Here is a 20065-nt window from a genome sequence, read left to right as displayed (position 1 = left end):
GCTTCGCCACACCCACCGGAAGACTCCAGTCCGCACGACCCCCCACCACACACCCGGCCAGTCGAGAGGGACGCCCCGCACCCACCCTCCCGAGAGCCACCCCCGAACACGAACAAAGGCGCCCCCTCCCCAACCCGAAGGTCAGAAAGGGGACGCCCTCGAAGAGCCCTGCTACAACCTCAGTTGTCGCCGTCCTCGTCGATCAGGAAGCCCCGCATCGGCGCCGGAGCCTGCTGCATCGGCTGCGGCGGCTGCGGCCGGACTGCCGCCATCGGCTGGGTCATCCCGGCCGGCTGCATCTGCGGAGCCCCGCTGTTGCCACCGGCAGCCTGCCCGCCGAAGCTCGGCGCCGACGGGTTCCCGCCGAAGGAGCTCTGCCCACCGAACGACGGCGAGCTGCCACCGAAGGCCGGCTGGTTCCCACCGAACGACGGTGCACCGGAGGTCATCGCACCGGCACCGGCCGGAGCCATCGACGACGCCGCCGGCGGCAGCGAAGCGGTGGCGGGGATCCGCGGCGGGGCGAGCGAGTCGTCGGCCTGCGACTCCAGCTGACGCAGCTGGGTCTCCAGGTACGACTTCAGACGCGTCCGGTACTCACGCTCGAACGCCCGCAGGTCCTCGACCTTGCGCTCCAGCGTGGCCCGCGCGGACTCCAGCGACCCCATCGCGACGCGGTGCTTCTCCTGCGCGTCCCGCTCCAGGGCGTCGGCCTTGGCACGGGCGTCGCGCTCCAGGCCCTCGGCCCGGCTGCGCGCCTCGCCGACGATCTTGTTGGCCTCGGAGCGGGCCTCGGAGATCGCCTGGTCGGCGGTCTGCTGGGCGAGCGCCAGCACGCGGGCGGCGCTGTCGCCGCCGGGGCCCTGCTGCTGCATCGGGCCGCCCATCGGGCCACCCATCGGGCCGCCCATCTGCTGCGGCGGGCCGCCCATGGGGCCGCCCATCGGCTGCATCTGCTGCTGGCCCATGCCCTGGCCCATCGGGTTGCCCATCTGCTGCGGGCCACCGGGACCGCCCATGGGCTGGAGCATCTGACCGCCCATCGGCTGGACCAGCTGCTGCTGGCCGCCCATGGTCTGGTTCATCTGCTGCTGCTGGCCGCCCATCTGCTGGGGGCCACCCGGACCGGCCGGGAGCTGCGGGGCGCCGGAGGGCAGGCCGAGGGGCTGGTTGCCCATCTGCTGCTGCTGGGGACCGCCCTGGCCCATCTGCTGCGGACCACCGGGGCCCATCTGCTGCGGGCCGCCCGGGCCCTGCTGGCCGGGGATCGGCGGGCCGGATATGGCGGCCGGGACGGGAGCGGCGGGACGCTGCGCGTCCTGCGGCGGCTCCTTCCGCATGTTGGCCTGGTTCTGCGCGGCGGCGCGAGTCGCGGCGGCCAGCTTGGCCCGCAGGTCCTCGTTCTCCCGGAGGAGGCGGGTCAGCTCCGCCTCGACCTCGTCGAGGAAGGCATCGACCTCGTCCTCGTCATAGCCTTCACGCAGGCGGACGGTCGTGAACTGCTTGTTCCGAACGTCCTCGGGGGTCAATGGCATCTCTTCACCTCAACGTGATCGTCGGCACACCGGCATCCTGTCGCATCGCTCACCTACGACTAGGGGTGCACAAGCGAGATCAGGACATACACAATGATCATCAGTACGAAGAAGGACAGGTCGAGCGCCACGCCCCCGAAACGCAACGGCGGAATGAACCGCCGAAGAAGCTTGAGCGGCGGATCCGTGACAGTGTACGTGGCCTCCAGGACCAGGACCATGGCCTTGCCGGGCCGCCACGAACGCGCGAACTGGAAGACCCAGTCCATGACCAGTCGCACGAGCAGGAACACCAGGAAGACGGTCAGGGCGTAGTAGAGCACCGCCCACACGATGTCCATCGCGTTTCCCTCTCCCCGGTCCCGGGCCCTAGGGCCTGCCGCTCGTCACCTGTCGCCAACCACTGTCGATCAGATCCACACGTAAAGTCGTGGCCGGGTCAGCTCTGGTTGAAGAACCCACCCTCGGCGATCCGAGCCTTGTCCTCCGCCGTGACATCGACGTTAGCAGGCGACAGCAGGAACACCTTCTGTGTCACGCGCTCGATACTGCCGTGCAGACCGAAGACGAGTCCAGCGGCGAAGTCTACGAGCCGCTTCGCGTCGGTGTCGTCCATCTCGGTCAGATTCATGATCACGGGGGTACCGCCACGGAACTGTTCCCCGATGGTACGGGCCTCGTTGTAGGTCCGCGGGTGCAGCGTGGTGATGCGGTAGGGCTCTCGTTCGTTCACTACCTTGGGCATGATCACCGGGGCGCTCTTCTCCAGATTGTGGCGGCGTTCGGGTGTGATGGACGACACGGGGGCCATCCGCGGGGTCTCCTGCCGGATCGGCACCGCCGCCGGGACCGGTTGCGGGGTGATCGAGGAGACCGGGGCGGGTGCTGCTGCGGGGGCGGCCGGCCGGGGAATGTCCTCGGTCCGCTGCCCGGTACGGATCGGCTCGGGGTCCGCGTCGTAGTCGTCGTCGGGGTCGTACCCCTGGCCGTCGTACGTCTCGTCCTCCACGAGGCCGAGGTAGACCGCCATCTTGCGCATCGCGCCGGCCATGCTCCTGTCTCCTCCGCTCATGGCCACCTCGCTGACGCTCGGTGGCTGCTTCGCGAAACGCGCACCTTCCGATGGTCGCTCGCTTCGCTCGCTCCGTGCGGACCACCGGCTCCGACTCGACGGCCGGGCCACGGCCCTGCCTGCGGATTCCGCAGTCCGCCCACGACGGCCCGTCAAGGCGACGCGCCGTCAGAGTTCGTGGGTAGGTGCCGCGGAGCTGCGATCCACGGTTCGCTAGCGCTCCGCAGAGCTGCTAGATTCTGTCCTATTTTGTCCTGCAGTCTGATCTACTACCCGGTGACGTTACCCGAGGGGTGACCTCACTCCGAGTACCGCCGTTCCGACGCGCACATGTGTCGCCCCGGCGGCAATCGCCTGCTCAAGGTCGCCGCTCATCCCTGCGGAGACCATGGTGGCAGCCGGATGGGCCGCCCGTACGGCGGTTGCGATTTCCGCCAGCCGGTCGAAGGCGCGCACCGGGTCGCCGGCCAGTGGACCGGCCAGCGGAGCGACGGTCATCACACCGTCCAGTCGCAGCCCGGGCGTGTCGGCGATCGCGTCGGCGAGTTCCGCGACGTCCTCCGGGGCGACCCCGGCGCGGTGCGCGCCCTCACCGTGCTCCTTGTCCAGCGCCACCTGCACCAGGCAGCCCAGCTCCGGGCGCTCGGACTTCAGCACCGCCGCCGAGAGCGACTCGACCAGCCGCAGCCGGTCCACCGAGTGCACGTGGTTCGCGTACCCGACGACCGAGCGGACCTTGTTGGTCTGCAGCTGTCCGACGAAGTGCCAGTCAAGAGGAAGGTTTCTGCACCGCTCCGCCTTGGGTGCGGCGTCCTGGTCGCGGTTCTCCGCGACGTCCGTCACCCCCAGTCCGGCCAGCAGCGCGGTGTCCTCGGCCGGGTAGGTCTTGGTGACGACGATCAGGGTGACGTCCTCGCGCGGGCGCCCGGCGGCCGCACAGGCGTCCACGATCCGGCGCTCGACCACGTCGAGGTTGGTCCCCAGTTCCTCGAACCGGGCCCGCTGACCCTCCGTCAGTGCGGCAAGCCAGCTCCGATCGGGAAAGAAGGGGCCGGGGCCCCCCGGGAACGGTCCGTAGATGTCGTTCGTCATGACAGCGCCTCCGTCACGCTGCGTGCAGCCTGATATGCTGTGCGTATCCGACTGCGATAACCGAGCCGTCGGATGTGTCGCCGAAAATGCGACAACTACCGCCGGGCTGGCGGAATGTCAGGCCTGTGGAGCTGATGTAAGACCTTATCTCGGGTTCGTCCCGGAGGGCTGTCGGCCGCGAAGCAGGAAACCCTCCGGGCGACCGGCGGAAGCGCCCCTCCCCAGGTGGCGTTGATGTCAACAGTGATCAGAGCCCAACCAGACATAGCTGGCGAGTCGCCCGGTCCGCTGCTCACGCCTGTAGGAGTAGTGATCGAGCGACTCGAGGGTGCAGACCGGTGATCGCGCCAGCTCGGTGACCCCCACCGCGGCCAGCTGGGCCGCGACCCCCTCCGGTACGTCCAGGGCCGGGGTGCCCCACGAGGTCTCGGCGAAGGCTGCCGGGACCGCCTCGGCGACCTCGGCGCGCAGCCGGGCCGGCACCTCGTAGCAGCGGCCGCAGACCGCGGGGCCGGTGGCGGCGGTGATCCGCGCCGGCTCGGCCCCCAGTTCGACCATCGCCCTGACGACCGCGGGCACCACCCCGGCCGCCAGCCCGGGCCGGCCCGCGTGGGCCGCGCCCACCACGCCCGCCACCGGGTCGGCCAGCAGCACCGGGGTGCAGTCCGCGGTCAGCACCGCGAGCGCGAGCGGCCGGTCGGTGACCACCGCGTCCACCGTGGGGGCCTCCCCCAACGGCTGGCGCCCCGTCACCACGGCGACCTCGGCGCCGTGCACCTGGTTCATCCACACCACGTCGGCCGGGTTCAACCCCAGCTCCCGGGCGGCGATCGCCCGGTTCTCCCGGACGGCCTCCGGGTCGTCCCCCACGGCGCCGCCGAGGTTGAGCTCCCCGTACGGCGAAGTGCTCACCCCGCCCCACCTGTCGGTGAAGGCGAAGTGAGCACCCGCGTGTACCGCGTGATCGATCACTTAAGGAAGTCCGGGACGTCGAGCTCCTCGGCCGGGCTCTCCACGAACGGCTGCCGGGCCGGCTGCACCTGCGGCGGCACCGGGGCGGCGGCGGTCGTGGTGGCCTGGGTCTCGGCCGGACGCGACGGGGCGGCCGGGGCCTCCCCCTCCGAACGGGACGTCACCGAACCGATGCTCCCGTAGGACGGGCGGCCGGCCGGGCGCTCCGGGGCGGCCGGGGCCGCGGGGGTGGTGGACTTGACCACCGGGTCGCGGACGATCGCCGGCGGCTGGCCACCGTCGAAGCCGGCCGCGATGACGGTGACCCGCACCTCGTCGCCGAGCGCGTCGTCGATGACCGCACCGAAGATGATGTTGGCCTCGGGGTGGGCGGCCTCGCTGACCAGCTGGGCCGACTCGTTGATCTCGAACAGGCCGAGGTCCGAGCCGCCCGAGATGGACAGCAGCACGCCGCGGGCGCCGTCGATCGAGGCCTCCAGCAGCGGCGAGGAGATCGCCATCACGGCGGCCGCCTTGGCGCGGTCCTCGCCGCGGGCCGAGCCGATGCCCATGAGCGCCGAACCGGCGTCCGACATGACGGACTTGACGTCGGCGAAGTCGAGGTTGATCAGACCCGGGGTGGTGATCAGGTCGGTGATGCCCTGGACACCCGAGAGCAGGACCTGGTCCGCGGAGCGGAACGCGTCGAGCACGCTGACCTGGCGGTCCGAGATGGACAGCAGTCGGTCGTTGGGGATCACGATGAGGGTGTCGACCTCTTCGCGCAGGGCGGCGATGCCGTCCTCGGCCTGGTTGGCCCGGCGACGTCCCTCGAAGGTGAAGGGGCGGGTGACCACGCCGATGGTCAGGGCGCCCAGCGAGCGGGCGATGTTGGCGACGACGGGCGCGCCGCCCGTGCCCGTGCCACCACCCTCACCGGCGGTCACGAAGACCATGTCGGCCCCCTTGAGGACCTCCTCGATCTCCTCGCGGTGGTCCTCGGCGGCCTTGCGGCCGACCTCGGGGTTGGCGCCGGCGCCGAGGCCCCGGGTGAGTTCACGGCCCACATCGAGCTTGACGTCGGCGTCGCTCATGAGGAGGGCCTGCGCATCGGTGTTGATCGCGATGAACTCGACGCCCTTGAGACCGACCTCGATCATCCGGTTGATGGCGTTGACACCACCGCCGCCGATACCGACGACCTTGATGACTGCGAGGTAGTTCTGCGGTGCTGCCACGTCGAAGGCCTCTCGCCTCGAGATTCCGGGTCGGCCCGGCCCGGGCGAGGGGCCGTACCGACGGATGTCGATGGGTAGGGAGCCTGGTTTCTGACTGAATGTCCGAAATGCCGACCGCCGACCCCAACCCTAAACTTGACCTTTAGGGTTAGTCCTGTGCCTCCGTCACATCGCCAGGGGACACAGTCTGGTGACACAGGACACTAGGTGGCTCCGGGCACGCGTTTCAACGAACACGCCGAGCTTCCCTTTTTCTTTTGAGCCTATGTGATCATCGGCCGGCAATGGAAACCGGGGTGACCACCAAGAGTCGGGCCGACACTTCGACGCGTCAACCCCTCCCTCGGGCACAGAATCTAGCGGATCACCCGGACACCGCCGGCGCCTCCGGCGCACTCACGTCGAAGTTCGCGCCCTTCTGGGCCATCAGCGCCTGCAGCACCCGGGCCTTGCGGTCGTTCTGCTCCGGGCTCCCCCAGCGCACCGTCGCACCCCCGCTGAGCTGCAGTTCGATGTCGTCGTAAGAGTGCACGAGGACCGATCCGGCCCGCTTGGCGATCTCCGGCGGAAGCCCGGCGGCCACCGCCACCGCGCCCTGCACCAGCTGCGCGCGGGAGATCACCCCGGCCACGTCCTTCGCCTGCTGACTGAGCCGCAGCTCCACCACCGGCACGCCCTCCGGCGGGGCCGCCTCGGTGGCGAAGCTCACGCCGGTGGCATCCACCTGGGTGAACTGGCCGTCCTCCCCCTTGACGGCGGCCGCGGCCGTCCGCTGCACCACCTTGACCTGCAGGGTGTGCGGCCAGCCCCGCCACACCTCCGCCTTGGCCACCCGGGGGATCGCCTCCACCCGGTGCCTGACCTCGTCCAGGTCCACCCGGGCCAGCGGGCCGCCGGCCAGCCCGCCGACCGCGCCACGGACCTGGTCCGACGTCAGCTTCTCGTCCTTCGCGCCCTGGACGGCGACATCGCGCACGTCCAGTACCGGGGAGTAGAACACCAGCCAGGCCAGCCCGCCCAGCACCGCGGCGACGAGCACGCTCAGCACCACGATGCCCCGCCGGGAGAGCCGGAGGCGGGGAGCGGACTCCTCCCCCTCCAGCTCCTCGTCCAGAGGGTCGGCGAGCCGACCGTCAGCCACGGCGCCGGCCGCCCCGGTGGGCCTGGATCGCCTCGTACACCATGCCGACCAGCAGGTCGTCGGCGTCCCGGCGGCCGAACTCGGCCGCGGCCCGGCTCATGTCCCACAGCCGCTGGGGGTCGGTGAGCACCGGCAGCACGTTCTGCAGCACCCAGTCCGCGGTCAGTTCGGCGTCGTCCACCAGCAGACCGCCGCCGGCCTTGACCATCGGCTGGGCGTTCAGCCGCTGCTCGCCGTTGCCGATCGGCAGCGGCACGAAGGCGGCGGGCAGGCCGACCGCGGCCAGCTCGGCCACCGTCATGGCGCCGGCCCGGCAGAGCATCAGGTCGGCGGCCGCGTAGGCGAGGTCCATCCGGTCGATGTACGGCACCGGGCGGTACGGCGGCATCCCGGGGACGTCCGCGACCTGCGGCAGCTCGTTCTTCGGGCCGACCGCATGCAGGATCTGCACGCCGTACTGCTGGAGCCGCGGGGCGATCGCGGTGACCGTCTCGTTCAGCCGGCGCGCGCCCTGGGAGCCGCCGGAGACCAGCAGGGTGGGCAGCCGCTGGTCGAGGCCGAAGTACTGGCGGGCCTCCGGCCGGGTGGCGTTGCGGTCCAGGGTGGCGATGGTCCGGCGCAGCGGGATGCCGATGTACCGGGAGTCGCGCAGCTTGCTGTCCGGGGTGGAGACGGCGACGAAGTCGGTGTAGCGGGCACCGATCTTGTTGGCCAGGCCCGGACGGGCGTTGGCCTCGTGCACCACGATCGGCACGCCGGCCCGCTTGGCGGCCAGGTAGGCGGGCATCGCGACGTAACCGCCGAAGCCGACCACGGCGTCGGCGTTGACCCGCTCGATGATCTCCTGGGCGGCCCGGACGGTGCCGCGCAGCCGGCCGGGGACGGTGATCAGCTCGGGGGTGGGCTTGCGGGGCAGCGGGACGGCCGGGATGAGCTCCAGCTGGTAGCCGCGCTCGGGTACCAGCCGGGTCTCCAGACCCTTCTCGGTGCCCAGGGCGGTGATCCCGATGGACGGGTCGTGCCTGCGGAGGGCGTCCGCGAGGGCCATGGCCGGCTCGATGTGACCGGCGGTCCCCCCGCCGGCGAGTACGACATGCACCGAAATTCACCGCTCCCTGCGTGCCGACCCGGGGGCCGGGCGCGCTGTGGTTCGTCGTCGTGGCAGCACCCGGGCCAGTCGCTTCCTGATCCGGGAGTTCTTGCTCCGGGCGGCCAGGGCCGCCTTCGCGCCCGAGGAGCTGCGTGCCAGGCACAGCAGCACTCCGATCGCGGACATGGCCGACAGCATGGCGGAACCGCCGTAGGAGAACAGCGGGAGCGGGACGCCCGCGATGGGCAGCAGTCCCAGCGCCGACCCCAGGTTGATCACGGCCTGCGCCATGATCCAGGTGGTGGCGGCTCCCGCGGCGTACCTGACGAAGGGGTCCTTCGTACCGATGGCCACACGGATACCCGCGTAGCCTAGTGCCGCGAAGAGACCGATCACCGACAGCGTCCCCACCAGGCCCAGTTCCTCGCCGGTCGCGGCGAAGATGAAGTCGGTGTGCGCCTCGGGCAGCTGGCCCCACTTCTCCACGCCGGCGCCGAGGCCGGTGCCGAAGCCGCCACCGAGCGCGAACGAGTACACGCCGTGCAGGGCCTGGAAGCAGGCGCCCTCCGGGTCGAGCTTGGTGACGCCGATGCAGCCCAGGCGCTCGGCCCGGTGCGGGACGGTGATCACCAGGGCGGTGCAGACCACGACCGCCACCCCGAGGGTGGCCACGAACAGCCGCAGCGGCGCGCCGACCATCCAGAGCAGCGCGAACACCATGGCCACCAGGATCATCGAGGTGCCCATGTCGCCGCCGATCATGATCAGCGCGAGCAGCAGCAGGGCACCCGGCACCAGCGGCACCAGCAGGTGCTTCCACGAGGTGAGGGTGCCGGCCTTCTGCTTGCGGGCGAGCAGGTCGGCGCCCCAGAGCACCAGCGCGAGCTTGGCGAACTCGGAGGGCTGGAACTGGAAGAACCCGAAGTCCAGCCAGTTCTGGTTGCCGTTGATCCGCACCCCGATGCCGGGCACGGCGACCAGCGCGAGCGCGCCGATCACCCCGAACATCACGGGATAGACGATCACCCGCAGCACCGCCACCGGGACGGAGGCGAAGCCGACCAGCAGGACCAGGCCGAGGATGGCCGCGATCAGCTGCTTGAGGAAGTAGTACTGCGCCGTGTGGTGCTGGTTCAGGGCCAGGATCTGCGAGGCCGAGAAGACCATCATCAGACCCAGCACCACCAGCAGCAGCGTGGTGCCGACGACCAGCAGGTACGGCGTGAGCGGCCGGTCCAGCCAGTACCGTACGCGGGCCCGGAAGGCCTGCAGGCGGCCCAGCGGACCGGCCGACTTGTACTTGGTCGTGGTGGCGGAGATCACTCGCCACGGCTCGGCGGCATCCTGCTTGGAAACGCCGGAATCCGCCCTGCCCTGCCCCGCCACCGCTCCCCGCTCCAATCTCTGCGGCTCGTTCGCCTCCCGAAGGGCCGCTCTCACTCGCCGGAGGGGTTCGCCAGCTCCCGGACGGCCGCCGCGAACAGGTCGCCGCGCTCGCCGTAGTTGGTGAACATGTCCATCGAGGCGCAGGCCGGGGCCAACAGCACCGTGTCACCCGATCGGGCGAGCGACGCGGCCGTGCGAACCACCTCGGTCATCGCCACCGCGCCAGTCTGGCCCTCGGCCGCCTCGATCACCGGCACATCCGGAGCGTGTCGCTCCAGCGCCTCGCGGATCAGCGCCCGGTCCTGACCGATCAGCACGACCGCGCGCAGCCGCTCGGCCGCGCCCTGGACCAGGTCGTCGAAGGTCGCGCCCTTGGCCAGGCCGCCGGCGATCCAGACGATCGGCCGGTAGGCGGCCAACGAGGCCGCCGCGGCGTGGGTGTTGGTGGCCTTGGAGTCGTCGATGTACGTGACCTCGCGGACCGTACCGACCTCGGCGATCCGGTGGGCGTCCGGGCGGAAGGCCCGCAGGCCCTCCCTGACGGCCTTCGGCTCAACCCCGTAGGCCCGGGCCAGCGCCGCCGCGGCGAGCGCGTTGGCGATGTTGTGCGGGGCCGGCGGGTTGACGTCCTCGACGGAACCCAGCTCGGCCGCGTTCACGGCCCGGTCCTCGACGAAGGCGCGGTCCACCAGCAGGCCGTCCACCACGCCGAAGTTCGACGGGCTCGGCGCGCCGAGGCCGAAGCCGATCGCCCGGCAGCCCTCCTCGACGTCGGCCTCGCGGACCAGCGCCTCGGTGGCCGGATCGGCCAGGTTGTACACGCAGGCGACCACGTTGCCCTCGTAGATCCGGCCCTTGTCGGCGGCGTACGCCTCCATCGAGCCGTGCCAGTCGAGGTGGTCGGGGGCCAGGTTGAGCACCGCCGCCGAGTACGGGCGCAGCGAGGGCGCCCAGTGCAGCTGGTAGCTGGAGAGCTCGACGGCGAGCACGTCGTACGGCTCCTCGGCGAGCACCGCGTCCAGCACCGAGACCCCGACGTTGCCGACGGCGGCGGTGCGCTTGCCCGCCGCGGTGAGGATCGAGGCGAGCATCTGGACGGTGGTGGTCTTGCCGTTGGTGCCGGTGACGGCCAGCCAGGGGGCGGGCTCGCCGGTGCCCGGCAGCGGCTTGCGCAGCCGCCAGGCCAGCTCGACGTCGCCCCAGACCGGGACTCCGGCCGCCTCGGCGGCGGCGAACAGCGGGCTGTCGGGGGCCCAGCCGGGCGAGGTGACGATCAGCCGGGTGCCCTCGGGCAGGCTCGCGCCGTCGCCGAGGCGCACCGCGACGCCCAGCGCCTCCAGCTCGGCGGCGCGGGCCTGGAGGCCCTCGCCGCTGCCGCCGTCGACCACGGTGACGCTCGCGCCGAGCCCGTTCAGGACGCGCGCGGCGCTGATGCCCGAGACGCCGAGGCCGGCGACCACCACGGGCAGGTCATTGAACTGCGACATGTTCATCAGGGGGTTCGTCATCCGGTCCGATATCCCGCGTAGAAGAGGCCGAGGCCGACGGCCACGCACAGGCCCTGGATGATCCAGAAGCGGACCACGACCAGGACCTCGCTCCAGCCCTTGAGTTCGAAGTGGTGTTGCAGTGGTGCCATCTTGAAGACGCGCTTGCCGGTCATCCGGAAGGAACCGACCTGGATGATCACCGACAGGGTGATGATCATGAAGAGGCCGCCGAGCAGGATCAGCAGCAGCTCGGTGCGGGAACAGATCGCCAGACCGGCCAGGGCGCCGCCGAGGGCGAGCGAGCCGGTGTCACCCATGAAAATCTTGGCGGGCGAGGTGTTCCACCACAGGAAGCCGAAGCAGGAGCCCATCAGGGCGGCGGCCACCACCGCGAGGTCCAGCGGGTCGCGGACGTCGTAGCAGGCGTTGGTGGCGGAGAGGAAGTAGGCACAGCTCTGCCCGTACTCCCAGACGCCGATGAAGGTGTAGGCGCCGAAGGCCATCACCGAGGCGCCGGTGGCGAGGCCGTCCAGGCCGTCCGTCAGGTTCACGCCGTTGGAGGTCGCGGCGATCATGAAGTAGGCGAAGATGACGAACAGCACCGGGCCGATCGACCACTTGAAGTCGCGCACGAAGGACAGCGACTGGGAGGCCGGGCTGAGCCCGCGGTCGTCGTGGAACTGCAGTGCCAGGACGGCGAACACCAGGCCGACGATGGACTGGCCGGCCAGCTTCGCCTTGGCCCGCAGGCCCAGCGAGCGGCGCTTGACCACCTTGATGTAGTCGTCCAGGAAGCCGACCAGGCCGAGGCCCGTGGTCAGGAAGAGCACCAGTAGTCCGGAGGCGGTCGGGCTCTCGCCCGTTATCGCCTTCGTGCCGAAGTACGCAATCAGGGTCGCCAGGATGAAGGCGATGCCGCCCATGGTGGGCGTGCCCTTCTTGCTGTGGTGCGCCTTGGGGCCGTCGTCACGGATGTACTGGCCGTAACCCTGCCGGGCGAGCAGCTTGATCAGGGCGGGCGTGCCGACCAGCGAGAGGACCAGGCCGATCATCCCGGAGAAGAGGATCTGCTTCATCATCGGGCAGCACCGTCCGCCAGGAGGGCCTCGGCCACCTTCTCCAGCCCCACCGAACGGGACGCCTTCACCAGGACCACATCCCCCGGCCGCAGCTGACTGCGCAGCAGCTCGACCGCCGCGTCCGCGTCGGACACCAGCACCGACTCCTCACCCCACGAACCTTCGTTCCTCGCGCCGAGTTCCATGCAGGCCGCCTCGCGTCCGCCGACCGCCACCAGCTTGGTGACGTCCAGCCGGACGGCGAGCCGCCCGATGGCGTCGTGCTCGGCCAGGCTGTCCTCGCCGAGCTCCCGCATCTCGCCGAGCACCGCCCAGGTGCGGCGGCGCTCCGGACCGCGGCCGCCCATCGAGACCAGCGCCCGCAGCGCGGCCCGCATCGAGTCGGGGTTCGCGTTGTAGGCGTCGTTGACGACGGTGACACCATCGGCCCGGTCGACGACCTCCATGCGCCAGCGGGACAGCGCACCCGCCTCGCCCAGGGCTGCCGCGGTGTCGTCGACGGTCATCCCGAGCTCCATCGCCACCGCGGCGGCGGCGAGGGCGTTCGAGACGTGGTGCTCACCGTACAGGCGCAGCTGCACGGGAGCGGAACCGGCCGGGGTGGTGAGCGTGAACGATGGCCGTCCGGTGGCGTCCAGGCGAACGTCCGTGGCCCGGACGTGGGCCTCCGGGGACTCCCCGAAGAAGACCACCTTCGCCCTGGTCCGGGAGGCCATCGCGCGCACCAGCCGGTCGTCCGCGTTGAGGATCGCGGCGCCCTCGGCGGGCAGCGCCTCGACCAGCTCGCCCTTGGCCTCGGCGATCGCCTCCTGGGAGCCGAACTCGCCGACGTGGGCGGTGCCGACGTTGAGCACCAGGCCGATCCGGGGCGGGGTGATCGAGGTGAGGTACTCGATGTCGCCCTTGTGCCGGGCGCCCATCTCCATGACCAGGTGCCGGGTGCCGGCCTCGACCCGCAGCGCGGTCATCGGGTGGCCGATCTCGTTGTTGAGCGAGCCGGGCGGGAAGACGGTCTCGCCGTGGCGCTGGAGCAGCTGGGCGATCAGGTCCTTGGTGCTGGTCTTGCCGGCCGAACCGGTCAGCGCGACCACGGCGGTGCCCTCGGCGCGGGCGACCACGGCGCGGGCCAGCTTGCCGAGCGCGTCCACCACACTGTCGACCAGGACGGCGGGCACGCCGACCGGCCGGGAGGCCAGCACCGCGACGGCGCCGGCCCCGATCGCCGTGGCGGCGTATTCGTGGCCGTCCACGTGCTCGCCGACGAAGGCCGCGAACAGGCCGCCGGGGCACACCTTCCGGGAGTCGACCTCGACCGGGCCGGTGACCAGGACGTCCGGGTCCGCGCCGTCCAGGGTGCCGCCGACCGCGGCGGCCACCTCGGCGAGGGTCAGTGCGATCACTGCTGCTCTACTCCTCGGTCGCCCCCGGCGGCCGTGGTCCGCGCGATGGACTCGCGCAGCACCTCCCGGTCGTCGAAGGGGCGGATCTCGTCTCGTACGTACTGGCCGAGTTCGTGGCCCTTGCCGGCCACCAGCACGGTGTCCCCCGCCTGGGCGCGGGCGACCGCGAGCTGGATCGCCTCGGCCCGGTCGGGGACGACCAGGACGGCCCCGCGCTCGGCCTCGGGCACCTCGGCGGCGCCGGTCAGCATGCTGGCGAGGATCGCCAGCGGGTCCTCGCTGCGCGGGTTGTCGCTGGTCAGCAGGGCGGTGTCGGCGAGGCGGGCGGCGATGGCGCCCATCGGGCCGCGCTTGTGCGGGTCGCGGTCGCCGCCGCAGCCGACGACCACGTGCAGGCGGCCCTTGGTGACCTCGCGCAGCGAGGCGAGGACGGCCTGCAGGGCGTCCGGCTTGTGAGCGTAGTCCACGACGGCGACGAAGGGCTGTCCGGCGTCCACGCGCTCCAGTCGGCCCGGCACCCCGGGGACGGCGGCGACGCCGGCCACGGCCCGCTCCAGCGGCAGTCCGGCGGCGACCAGCACGGTGATCGCGGCCAGCGCGTTGGAGACGTTGAACGGGCCGGGCAGCGGGACGGCGGCGTCCGCCTGGGCGCCGTCCGGGCCGAGCACCCGGAAGGTGGAGCCGGTCGGGCCGAGCTGGACGTCCACGGCCCGCCAGTCCGCCTCGGCGGCGCCGGCGGCCGAGAAGGTCGTCACCGGGATCTTCGCCTCGGCGACCAGCCGGCGGCCGTACTCGTCGTCCAGGTTGACCACGCCGTGGCGGGACTTGCCGGGCTGGAAGAGCCGGGCCTTCGCCTGGAAGTAGTCCTCCATGTCCGGGTGGAAGTCGAGGTGCTCGGGGGTGAGGTTGTTGAACAGCGCGACGTCGTACGCCACCCCGTCGGTGCGGCCGAAGACCAGGGCGTGGCTGGAGACCTCCATGGTCACCGCGTCCGCGCCGCGCTCGGCCATCACGCCGAGGATCGCGTGCAGGTCGGTGGCCTCGGGGGTGGTGCGCTCGCTCTTGATCCGCTCCTCGCCGACCCGCATCTCCACGGTGCCGATCACGCCCGGGCTGCGCCCGGCGCCGCGCAGACCGCCCTCGACCAGGTACGAGGTGGTGGTCTTGCCGTTGGTGCCGGTCAGCCCGATCATCAGCAGCCGCTCGGAGGGGCGGCCGTAGACGATCGCGGCCAGCTCGCCCATCCGGGCCCGCGGCCGGTCGACGACCAGCAGCGGCAGACCGGTGGGGGCAGCCAGCTCGGCGCCCGCGGGGTCGGTGAGCACCGCCACCGCGCCGGCGTCCGCGGCCTTGGCCGCGAAGGCCGCGCCGTGGTGGTTGGCGCCCGGGAAGGCCACGTACACGTCGCCCGGGCGCACCGCGCGGGAGTCGTGGGTGACGCCGGTGACGGCGCCGCCCTCGACGGGCGGCAGGCCCAGCTGTGCGGCCAGCTCGGCGAGCGGCAGGGCGGCGGTCCCGGTCGGGCGGGGCGGACTCACGGTGGTTTGATCGGGTTTCGGCACGGCGGGAAGGCTATCCGCCGAAGGGTGCCCAGGGCCAAACCGGGCCTTCCCCGCGTCGCTGGCCGCACCGGCCCGCTGGTTGCTCATCCGCGCTCACGGCTTCCACTCGACGGGCAGGTTGGGCGCCTGGCTGCCGCTCGGCGGGACCTGCATGGTCTTCAGGGTGAACTCCATCACCTGCTTGAACACCGGCCCGCACAGCTGGCCGCCGAAGTGGCCGTTGACCGGGCCCTGGAGGGTGCAGGAGACGGTGTAGCGGGGCGCGTCGGCCGGGGCGAAGCCGATGAAGGAGGCGGTGTAGCCGTCGTAGCCGACCCCGTTGGCGGCCCCCCGGTTGGCGGTACCGGTCTTGCCGGCGACCCGGTAGCCGGGGATGGCGGCCTTGCCGCCCGTGCCCTGCTCGTCGTCGACGACCGACTCCAGCATCGAGGTGAGGGTCTTGGCGGTCTGCTCGCTGACCACCCGGGTCCGCTCCCCCGGCGGGGTCGGGGTGAACTTGCCGTCCGGCCCGGTGGTGCCCTGGACGATGCTGGGCGCGACCCGCACCCCGCCGTTGGCGATGGTCGAGTACACCGAGGTGGCCTGCAGCGCGTTCATCTGCAGCGGGCCCTGGCCGAAGGAGATGTTGTACTTCTCCGAGGCGACCAGGTCCTCCGGCTTCTTGAGCATCCCGGAGGTCTCCCCGGGGAAGTTCAGGCCGGTCGGCTGGGCCACGCCGAACTTGCGCATGTAGCCGTCCAGCACCTGGTTGGCCTTCAGCTGGTCGCCGTCGCCGAGGGTCTCGATCGCCTCGATGGTGCCGATGTTGGAGGACTTGGCCAGCACCCCGGCCAGGGTCAGGTACCAGTCGCCGTGCTCGACGTCGTCCTTGAACTGCTGGCCGGCCCGGACCAGCCGGTTCGGCACGGTGACCTTGGTGTCCCAGTTGGCCTTGCCGGAGTCCAGGACGGCGGCCAGGCTCATCAGCTTGGCGGTGCTGCCCGGCTCGTAGGCGTCGACCAGGGCCGGGTTGCCCATCTGGGACTGCTTGGAGAGGCTCAGGTCGTTCGGGTTGAAGCCGGGCGCGGTGGCCATCGCGAGGACCTGGCCGGTCTTCACGTCCTGGACCACCACGTAGCCCTTCTCCGCGCCGGAGTTGGCCACCTGGTCGGTGATCGCCCGCTGGGCGGCCCACTGGATGTCCCGGTTGATGGTCAGCTTGACGTCGCTGCCGGGCACGGCCTCGTCCATCGAGCCCCCGGCGGTGGGCACCAGCCGCCCGCCCGCCTGGGCGTAGCTGCTGTGGCCGTCCTTGCCGGCCAGCAGCTTCTGGTACTGCAGCTCCAGGCCGCCCGCGCCCGCACCCTCGCCGTTGACGAAGCCGACCAGGTTGGCGGCCAGGCCGTCCGCCGGGTAGACCCGCTTCTGGGTCTCCTGGTTGAACACCCCGGCCAGCGGGTTGGCGCACTCGTTGTCCACCCGGGTCCGCCCACCCTGGTCGGCGGGCTTGCCGAGCAGCTTCTTCTGGGCCAGGCAGGTGCGCGAGCCGGCCTGCTTCTCCAGGGTCGACTTCAGGTCGCTGATCTGGTTCTTGGCGGCCGGGGTCTGCTGGGCGGCGAGCCGCTTGTAGCGGGTCTTGGGGGTGTGCAGGTCGGCGGCGAGCTTCTCCTTGGACACGCCGAGGATCGGCGACAGCAGGGCGGCCGCCTGTTCCGGCGCGTCCGGGATGCCGGTCGCCTCCGGGGTGAACATCGCCGGGTCGGCGGTGATGTCGTACGCGTCGACGGTGGCCGCCAGCGCGACGCCGTCGGAGGACGTTATCGAGCCGCGCTCGGCGGTGATCGGGATGTTCAGGTAGCGGTTGGTGTTGGCGTCGGCGGCCAGCGCGTCGGCGTCCACCAGCTGGAGCTGCACCAGGCGCCCGGCGAAGACCGAGAACACCAGGGACAGCGCCACGGTGATCACCCGCAGCCGGCGCTTCGGCTCGGCCAGCTTCAGCGCCTTGGGGCGCTGCGGCGGGCGGGTCTTCGGGCGCGGCCGCACCGCCGCCTGGCTACGGGCCGGCGGACGGCCCTCGGGGCGACGCTGCTGCGGCGCGCGCGGGGTGCGGGCGGCGGCGGCCTTGGCGGGCTGGGCCTTGGCCGACTGGCCGCGCGCGGGCTGGCCCTTGGCGGCCTGCGGCTTCGCGGCCTGCGGCTTGACGGGCTGCGGCTTCGCGGCCTGGCCCTTCGCCGGCTGGCTGCGGCCCGCGGCGGGCCGGGGGGCACCGCTGCGCGGCGGCTGACGACGGCCCGAGCCGGAGCCAGAGCCCGACGGCTGACGAGGAGTAGTCACCGGTTGCCACCCCCGTGCGGCGCGGGCGGGACCGGGTTGAGCTGGATCACCGAGTCACCGGCCGAGGCCGCCGGGGTCGGCGCCGGCGGGACCGCGGCCGGAGTGCTCGGCTGGGCGCTCGGCTGCGCGGTGGGCCGCGCCGAAGGCGCCGGGGCGCCCTGTGCGGCCGGGGAGGCAGGGGAGGCCTTCATCGGCCACGGCTCGACCGTCGACTTCTTCACCGGCGGGCTGTCCTGCGCCGGTCCGGGCGTGCCGATCACCTTGCCTCCGTTCGGCACGTCCAGGAATGCCATCCCCCCGGCCGGGACCATGCCCAGCTCTCCGGCCCGCTTGGCCAGCGCGTCCGGGGCCGAGCTCTGGTCGATCTCGTGCTGGAGGCTCTGCTGCTCGTCGGTCGCCTTGGTGGTCTGCTTCTGCAGCCGGGACAGCTCGAAGGAGCCCTCGTTGAGCGCGGTGTTCAGCGCCAGCAGCCCGAACAGACCGCCGGCCAGCAGCATCACCACGAGCACCGCGAACGGCGTGCGCCCCCGCACGGGGCGCCGCCCCGGCCGGACCGTGATGCGTGCCCTGCCCTGTCCGGGGAGTCCTCCCCGCCCCGCCCGGACCTCACCGGCCACCGGCCCCACCGCTTTCCTCCGCCCTTCGGACCCCGCCGGGGCTCAGCCCCGCTTGCTTCGGTCCCTGATCCTCTCCGCCACCCGCAGTCGCACGGGCGCGGCGCGCCGGTTCTCCTCGATCTCCTGCTCGGTGGCCAGCTCGGCACCTCGGGTGATCAGTTTGAGCCAGGGCTGGTGCTCCTCCGGGATGAACGGGAGCCCCGGCGGGGCGGTGCTGGTCGCCCCGGCGGCGAAGTACTGCTTCACCAGCCGGTCCTCCAGCGACTGGTACGACATCACGACCATCCGGCCGCCGAGCGCCAGGACGTCCAACGCCCCCGGGATCGCTCGGTCCAGGACCTCCAGCTCGCCGTTGACCTCGATCCGCAGTGCCTGGAACGTCCGCTTGGCCGGATTCCCGCCGGTCCGACGGGTCGCCGCCGGAATGGCGTTGCGCACCAACTCGACCAGACGCGCGCTGTTGGTGAACGGTTCCTTGGCCCGCTCCCGCAGGATGACCGAGGCGATCTTCCCGGCGAACCGCTCCTCGCCGTACACCTTGAGGATCCGGGCCAGGTCACCATGGCTGTAGGTGTTCAGCACCTCCGCCGCGCTGATCCCCCGGGTCTGGTCCATCCGCATGTCCAGCGGCGCGTCCTGGGCGTACGCGAAACCGCGGTCGGCCTCGTCCAGCTGCATCGAGGAGACACCGAGGTCGAACAGGATGCCGTCCACCTCGTCGATGCCCAGGCGCTCCAGCACCTCGGGGATCTCGTCGTACACCGCGTGCACCAGGGTGGCGCGGTCGCCGAACGGGGCCAGCCGCTCGCCGGACAGCTTCAGCGCCTGCGGGTCGCGGTCCACCGCGACCAGCCGGACCTCCGGGAACTGGGTGAGCAGCGCCTCGCTGTGCCCGCCGAGTCCGAGGGTGGCGTCCACCACCACGGCACCGGGGCGCGAGATCGCGGGGGCGAGGGCGTCCATGCACCGCTGCAGCATCACCGGAACGTGCTTGGGACCCGGTTCGTTGGTGGTCATGCGCGGTGGCGCCCTTCCTCGGTGCGGAGCAGCCCGATCTCCGGGAGCTCCGACCATTCTCGCCCACCGTCCCCCGGTACGACGACGCGGCCCGTGGTCCCCGCCCGCTCAAGGGAAGGTCGTGACCGCCCGGCGCCGGGGAAGGTGCGCCAGGTGGGCACGGAGCGGGTGGAGGCCACGAACCGCATCGACCGGGCCACACCGGCCGACAAGGCCCGGTTGACGGGCTCCGGCGGGTGTGCTCCACTGCGCCGCAACTCTATCGCGCGGGCCCCGGCAGTCAATGGTCCGCTCCGGCGCACCACCCGGGCGGCGGTACGGATCACCGCAGGTCGCAGCCGTCGGAGCGGTCCGGTGGAGGCCCCGGCTGGCGAGCCGCGACGAGCGCCGCGCGCCCCCGTCGAGCGACCGGGTACGAACCCACTCCGGGACCAGCCCGGACAAACCCTCCCGTTGTCGCTATGCACTCGATCACAGCGGCCGGTTCTGTAGCTCCCGACCCCACCGCGGGGCCCGGAATCGCACTAACGTCGCCAGCATGACAGTGACCCCCGACCGGCCCACGCCGAACGCCGCTGCCGACACCACCCGACCAGTCATCATCGACCGTTTCGTGACGGCCAACCGCGAGTACGCGGTGACCTTCCGGGACGGCGGCATGGACGCCCGCCCGGTGCAGAGGATCGCCGTGGTGGCCTGTATGGACGCCCGCCTCGACCTGTTCGCGGCGCTCGGCCTCGAACTGGGCGACGCACACGTCATCCGCAACGCGGGCGGTGTCGTCACCGACGACACCATCCGCTCCCTGACCATCAGCCAGCGCGCCCTCGGCACCCGCTCGATCGCGCTGATCCACCACACCGGCTGCGGCCTGCTCGGGCTCACCGAGGACTTCCGCCGCGAGCTGGAGCTGGAGGTCGGCCAGCGCCCGCAGTGGGCGGTGGAGTCCTTCGTCGACCTGGACGGCGACGTCCGCCAGTCCATGCAGCGGGTGCGCACCTCCCCGTTCCTGCTGCACACCGACGACGTGCGCGGCTTCGTCTTCGACGTCCACACCGGGCTCCTGCGCGAGATCGTCTGAC

Annotated in this window: 17 protein-coding genes; 1 reads left to right on the top strand and 16 read right to left on the bottom strand. The window is 71.9% G+C overall.

The annotated features are described in order from the left end of the window. Positions 1-179 precede the first annotated feature (179 nt). From ACZ3UD_RS00675 to rsmH, 16 genes are all read right to left on the bottom strand, one after another. Positions 180-1535 carry a DivIVA domain-containing protein gene (locus ACZ3UD_RS00675; RefSeq protein WP_465580702.1) on the bottom strand — a complete coding sequence of 452 codons (1356 nt, stop codon included), beginning with the start codon at positions 1533-1535 and terminating at the stop codon, positions 180-182. A 59-nt stretch (positions 1536-1594) separates the two neighbouring features. Further along, a complete protein-coding gene (locus ACZ3UD_RS00670) occupies positions 1595-1876 on the bottom strand; it encodes a YggT family protein (protein WP_030282903.1) in 282 nt (93 codons plus the stop codon). A 98-nt stretch (positions 1877-1974) separates the two neighbouring features. Further along, entirely contained in the window at positions 1975-2586 is a 612-nt protein-coding gene (locus tag ACZ3UD_RS00665) for a cell division protein SepF (RefSeq protein ID WP_387620590.1), read from the bottom strand. A 303-nt stretch (positions 2587-2889) separates the two neighbouring features. Beyond that, positions 2890-3699 carry a YggS family pyridoxal phosphate-dependent enzyme gene (locus ACZ3UD_RS00660; RefSeq protein WP_465580699.1) on the bottom strand — a complete coding sequence of 270 codons (810 nt, stop codon included), beginning with the start codon at positions 3697-3699 and terminating at the stop codon, positions 2890-2892. Positions 3700-3936: 237 nt separating this feature from the next. After that, positions 3937-4671: a peptidoglycan editing factor PgeF gene (gene pgeF, locus ACZ3UD_RS00655; protein WP_465580696.1), complete on the bottom strand. Its 735-nt coding sequence runs from the start codon at positions 4669-4671 to the stop codon at positions 3937-3939. After that, positions 4668-5888, bottom strand: a complete 1221-nt coding sequence (gene ftsZ / locus ACZ3UD_RS00650) for a cell division protein FtsZ (RefSeq protein ID WP_465580693.1) — start codon at positions 5886-5888, stop codon at positions 4668-4670. Before ftsZ ends, pgeF begins: the two co-directional genes overlap by 4 nt. A 364-nt stretch (positions 5889-6252) precedes the next feature. Beyond that, a complete protein-coding gene (locus ACZ3UD_RS00645) occupies positions 6253-7029 on the bottom strand; it encodes a cell division protein FtsQ/DivIB (protein WP_465580691.1) in 777 nt (258 codons plus the stop codon). Continuing rightward, on the bottom strand, positions 7022-8128 hold the full coding sequence (gene murG / locus ACZ3UD_RS00640) for an undecaprenyldiphospho-muramoylpentapeptide beta-N-acetylglucosaminyltransferase (RefSeq protein ID WP_380609295.1): 1107 nt from the start codon (positions 8126-8128) through the stop codon (positions 7022-7024). The genes ACZ3UD_RS00645 and murG overlap by 8 nt, the downstream gene beginning before the upstream one ends. 6 nt (positions 8129-8134) lie before the next feature. Then, on the bottom strand, positions 8135-9442 hold the full coding sequence (gene ftsW, locus ACZ3UD_RS00635) for a putative lipid II flippase FtsW (protein WP_465580688.1): 1308 nt from the start codon (positions 9440-9442) through the stop codon (positions 8135-8137). 113 nt (positions 9443-9555) lie between these two features. Next, positions 9556-11013 (bottom strand): UDP-N-acetylmuramoyl-L-alanine--D-glutamate ligase, encoded by a 1458-nt coding sequence (gene murD / locus ACZ3UD_RS00630; protein WP_465580686.1) that lies wholly within the window; start codon positions 11011-11013, stop codon positions 9556-9558. Continuing rightward, a complete protein-coding gene (gene mraY / locus ACZ3UD_RS00625) occupies positions 11010-12071 on the bottom strand; it encodes a phospho-N-acetylmuramoyl-pentapeptide-transferase (RefSeq protein WP_465581365.1) in 1062 nt (353 codons plus the stop codon). The genes murD and mraY overlap by 4 nt, the downstream gene beginning before the upstream one ends. After that, positions 12071-13474 (bottom strand): UDP-N-acetylmuramoyl-tripeptide--D-alanyl-D-alanine ligase, encoded by a 1404-nt coding sequence (locus ACZ3UD_RS00620; RefSeq protein WP_465580684.1) that lies wholly within the window; start codon positions 13472-13474, stop codon positions 12071-12073. The genes mraY and ACZ3UD_RS00620 overlap by 1 nt, the downstream gene beginning before the upstream one ends. Continuing rightward, a complete protein-coding gene (locus tag ACZ3UD_RS00615; protein ID WP_465580682.1) occupies positions 13471-15036 on the bottom strand; it encodes a UDP-N-acetylmuramoyl-L-alanyl-D-glutamate--2,6-diaminopimelate ligase in 1566 nt (521 codons plus the stop codon). Before ACZ3UD_RS00615 ends, ACZ3UD_RS00620 begins: the two co-directional genes overlap by 4 nt. A 93-nt stretch (positions 15037-15129) precedes the next feature. Beyond that, positions 15130-17349, bottom strand: coding sequence for a peptidoglycan D,D-transpeptidase FtsI family protein (locus ACZ3UD_RS00610; RefSeq protein ID WP_465580680.1), 2220 nt, complete (start codon positions 17347-17349; stop codon positions 15130-15132). Then, positions 17346-17882 (bottom strand): cell division protein FtsL, encoded by a 537-nt coding sequence (ftsL, locus tag ACZ3UD_RS00605; protein WP_465580678.1) that lies wholly within the window; start codon positions 17880-17882, stop codon positions 17346-17348. Before ftsL ends, ACZ3UD_RS00610 begins: the two co-directional genes overlap by 4 nt. A gap of 126 nt (positions 17883-18008) precedes the next feature. After that, positions 18009-18983, bottom strand: a complete 975-nt coding sequence (gene rsmH / locus ACZ3UD_RS00600; protein WP_387620623.1) for a 16S rRNA (cytosine(1402)-N(4))-methyltransferase RsmH — start codon at positions 18981-18983, stop codon at positions 18009-18011. Positions 18984-19521: 538 nt separating this feature from the next. On the opposite strand from rsmH, the gene ACZ3UD_RS00595 reads away from it, so the two are divergent. After that, on the top strand, positions 19522-20064 hold the full coding sequence (locus tag ACZ3UD_RS00595) for a beta-class carbonic anhydrase (protein ID WP_465580675.1): 543 nt from the start codon (positions 19522-19524) through the stop codon (positions 20062-20064). Position 20065: the final 1 nt, after the last annotated feature.

This window comes from Kitasatospora sp. NPDC023118, assembly GCF_055560875.1.
This window is presented reverse-complemented; position numbering and strand designations above follow the sequence as displayed.

Excerpts from the sequence above, each read along its gene's own strand:
- ACZ3UD_RS00675 (WP_465580702.1), bottom strand. The coding sequence starts at position 1,535 with ATGCCATTGACCCCCGAGGACGTTCGGAACAAGCAGTTCACGACCGTC.
- ACZ3UD_RS00670 (WP_030282903.1), bottom strand. The coding sequence starts at position 1,876 with ATGGACATCGTGTGGGCGGTGCTCTACTACGCCCTGACCGTCTTCCTG.
- ACZ3UD_RS00665 (WP_387620590.1), bottom strand. The coding sequence starts at position 2,586 with ATGGCCGGCGCGATGCGCAAGATGGCGGTCTACCTCGGCCTCGTGGAG.
- ACZ3UD_RS00660 (WP_465580699.1), bottom strand. The coding sequence starts at position 3,699 with ATGACGAACGACATCTACGGACCGTTCCCGGGGGGCCCCGGCCCCTTC.
- murD (WP_465580686.1), bottom strand. The coding sequence starts at position 11,013 with ATGACGAACCCCCTGATGAACATGTCGCAGTTCAATGACCTGCCCGTG.
- mraY (WP_465581365.1), bottom strand. The coding sequence starts at position 12,071 with ATGAAGCAGATCCTCTTCTCCGGGATGATCGGCCTGGTCCTCTCGCTG.
- rsmH (WP_387620623.1), bottom strand. The coding sequence starts at position 18,983 with ATGACCACCAACGAACCGGGTCCCAAGCACGTTCCGGTGATGCTGCAG.
- ACZ3UD_RS00595 (WP_465580675.1), top strand. The coding sequence starts at position 19,522 with ATGACAGTGACCCCCGACCGGCCCACGCCGAACGCCGCTGCCGACACC.